This is a genomic window from Promicromonospora kroppenstedtii DSM 19349, assembly GCF_000515355.1.
In the GTDB taxonomy this organism is placed as follows: Bacteria; Actinomycetota; Actinomycetes; order Actinomycetales; family Cellulomonadaceae; genus Promicromonospora; species Promicromonospora kroppenstedtii.
In genome coordinates, this window is record NZ_KI911743.1 from 10,694 (window position 1) to 13,408 (window position 2,715).

Consider the following 2,715-nt stretch of genomic DNA (forward strand, 5'->3'; position numbering starts at 1 on the left):
CGCCCGCCGACGTCGGCGGCGAGCTCGACCTCGGGCCTGGTGCCGAGGGCGGTCGGTCGCTGGGCGCCAGGTTCACGGAGCTGATCGACCCGCTGCGGTACCCGGAGGGCGGGCCGGACGCGTCGGTGCTGCGGGAGGTGCGGCGCATCAAGGCGCGCGTCGAGTCGGAGCGCCTGCCGCGCGGTGCGGACCCGGCGCGGCACCTGAAGCTGGGCCGCGGCGGGGTGTCCGACGTCGAGTGGACGGTCCAGCTGCTGCAGCTCCAGCACGCGTTCGAGGTGCCGGGCCTGCGCACGACCGGCACCGTCTCGGCGCTGGAGGCGGCCCGGCAGGCCGGCCTCTTGTCCGACGACGACGCCGAGGTGCTGCTGGAGGCCTGGGTCCTGGCGTCGCGGCTGCGGTCGGCGATCGTGCTGTGGTCCGGTCGCACCACGGGATCGGGTGTCGACATGCTGCCGCACGACAGCCACGCCCTGACCGGCATCGCGCGCCTGCTCGGCGACGTCGGCACCGGCCCGGAGCTGGAGGAGCTGTACCTGCGGGTCGCACGCCGGGCGCGGGCGGTGATGGAGCGGGTGTTCTACGGGGCGGAGTGAGGCTGTGCCCGGTGACCCGACAGATGACCATGCACCTGCTGCCAGGCGGGTGAGGTCCCTGGCAGCAGGTGCATGGTCAGTCACCCGGTCGGGGGAGCGAGCTCACGACGGCGGGGGATCCGGGTAGCGCGTCCGCGCGACGAGCATCGATGGCATGAACACCCCAACCGTCGCGACAGCCACGTCGTCCCTGACAGCCCCGCCGGCCCGGACAGCCCCGCCTGCCGGGAAGGCCGGCCCTGGTATCCGTCGTCTGGCGCATGCCGTCGCCCTGCTCACCGTGCCGTCCGGTCTCTGGCGGATCGCCCTGGTGCTCGGGCTGCCGGTCGCGAGCACCGCCGTCGCCATCCCGTTCGGCGAACGTGTCCAGATCGTCGGGCTCTCGCTGGTCGCGGAGCTGCTGGCCCTGCTGTCCCTCGGGCTCGTCCAGCGGTGGGGCGAGGTGCTCCCGGACTGGCTTCCCGTGGTCGGCGGGCGGCCGGTGCACAGGCTCGCCGCGACCGTCGCCGCGGCTCTCGGGTCGATCGCACTCACCGTGATCTGGACGTTCGCCGCGGTCAACCTGATGAGCGGGACCTTCGGCGGGAACCTCGACTTCCTCTTCCCGACGCTCGCGCAGAAGGTGCTGCTGGCGGTCTGCTACACGCCGCTGCTGGCCTGGGGCCCGCTGCTCGCGGTCCTGACGGTCGCCTACTACCGCCGCCGGTCGCCGCGCTAGGCGGGCCTGGCCGAAGACCACCCGGCGTTGACCACAGCAGTTGCTGCCACGGGACGGCCCGGCGCGGCAGCAACCGCTGTGCTCAACGCCTGCCGGCCGGAAAAGCCGGGACCGGCAGCGGGGGTCGTCGTTACGGTCGGGGCGTGATGCCAACTGTGGCCTGGCGGGACGCGGTGCCGTCCGCCGGCACCACCGGCCCGACCGCCGACCCGATCACCGATGGAGCGCACCGATGACGCGACCGGAGCATCTGCCCGGATGCATCCTGCTCACCGGCACGCCCGGCGCCGGCAAGACGACCGTCTCCCAGCTCGTGACCGAGCGGCTGCCGCGCGCCGCGCGGGTGGACGGCGACGTGTTCGGCATGATGCTGGTCAGCGGCCGCGCGAACATGATCGACGAGCAGGGCAGCTGGAACCCCGGGCCTGACGGTCTGGCGCAGCTGCGGCTGCGGGCCACGGCCGCCTGCTCCACCGCGGACGACTTCGCGGACGCCGGGTTCACGCCGGTGGTCGACACCGTCGTCGAGACACGGGCGGAGCTGGCCTACGTCCACGGGCGGCTGCGGGCACGGCCCCTGATGCTGGTCGTGCTGTGTCCGCCGCTGGCGGTGGCGCGGCACCGGAACGCGACGCGGGCCGTCGAGACGCGGGTGGACTACGACGTCGCGCCCTTGGCCCGGAACCAGGAGCGGGAGCTCGGCGACCTGGGCTGGTGGCTGGACTCCGGCGAGCAGACGCCGGAGCAGACCGCCGACCTGATCGTCGCCGAGGCCGCGCGGCGGGCCGTGGTGACCGACGCCGACGTCGCACGGCCGCGCCCCGGGGCCGACCGGCCTGGCTTCACGGCCGGGCTGGAGGATGCCGCCGTCGAATAAACCGTTGCCCGGACCCGCGCCCTACCGGCAGGGTCGGAGGGAACCCGAGAGATTGGAACACCGATGACAGCTGTCACGCCCCGTGCCCTGACCCACTTGACCACGGACGTGACTGCATTTGTCGTACCTCAACCTCGGGATCGTCGCCCATGTCGACGCCGGTAAGACCAGCCTGACCGAACGCCTGCTGCACCACACGGGCGTGATCGACCGCCTCGGCTCCGTCGACGGCGGCGACACCCTCACCGACTCGCTCGCGCTGGAGCGCGAGCGCGGGATCACCATCCGCGCGTCCGTGGCGTCGTTCCCCGCGGGGAACGTCACCGTCAACGTGCTCGACACCCCCGGCCACCCGGACTTCATCGCCGAGGTGGACCGCAGCCTCGCCGTGCTCGACGGCGCGGTGCTGGTGCTGTCCGCCGTCGAGGGTGTCCAGGCGCAGACGCTCGTGCTGATGCGCGCCCTGCAGCGGCTGCGGCTGCCGGTGATCGTGTTCGTGAACAAGATCGACCGGCGCGGTGCCC

Annotated in this window: 4 protein-coding genes; all 4 read left to right on the forward strand. The window is 73.3% G+C overall.

The window, feature by feature from the left end:
* The coding region (locus tag PROKR_RS23980) for a [protein-PII] uridylyltransferase family protein (protein ID WP_036968646.1) at positions 1-596 on the forward strand (596 nt) is incomplete at its 5' end.
* 154 nt (positions 597-750) lie between these two features.
* Positions 751-1,314, forward strand: a complete 564-nt coding sequence (locus PROKR_RS23985) for a hypothetical protein (RefSeq protein WP_211240225.1) — start codon at positions 751-753, stop codon at positions 1,312-1,314.
* Positions 1,315-1,546: 232 nt separating this feature from the next.
* A complete protein-coding gene (locus tag PROKR_RS23990; RefSeq protein WP_051433301.1) occupies positions 1,547-2,191 on the forward strand; it encodes an AAA family ATPase in 645 nt (214 codons plus the stop codon).
* Between the two features lie 118 nt (positions 2,192-2,309).
* Positions 2,310-2,715: GTP-binding protein (locus PROKR_RS23995; RefSeq protein ID WP_036968649.1), on the forward strand; the 406-nt coding region annotated here is incomplete at its 3' end.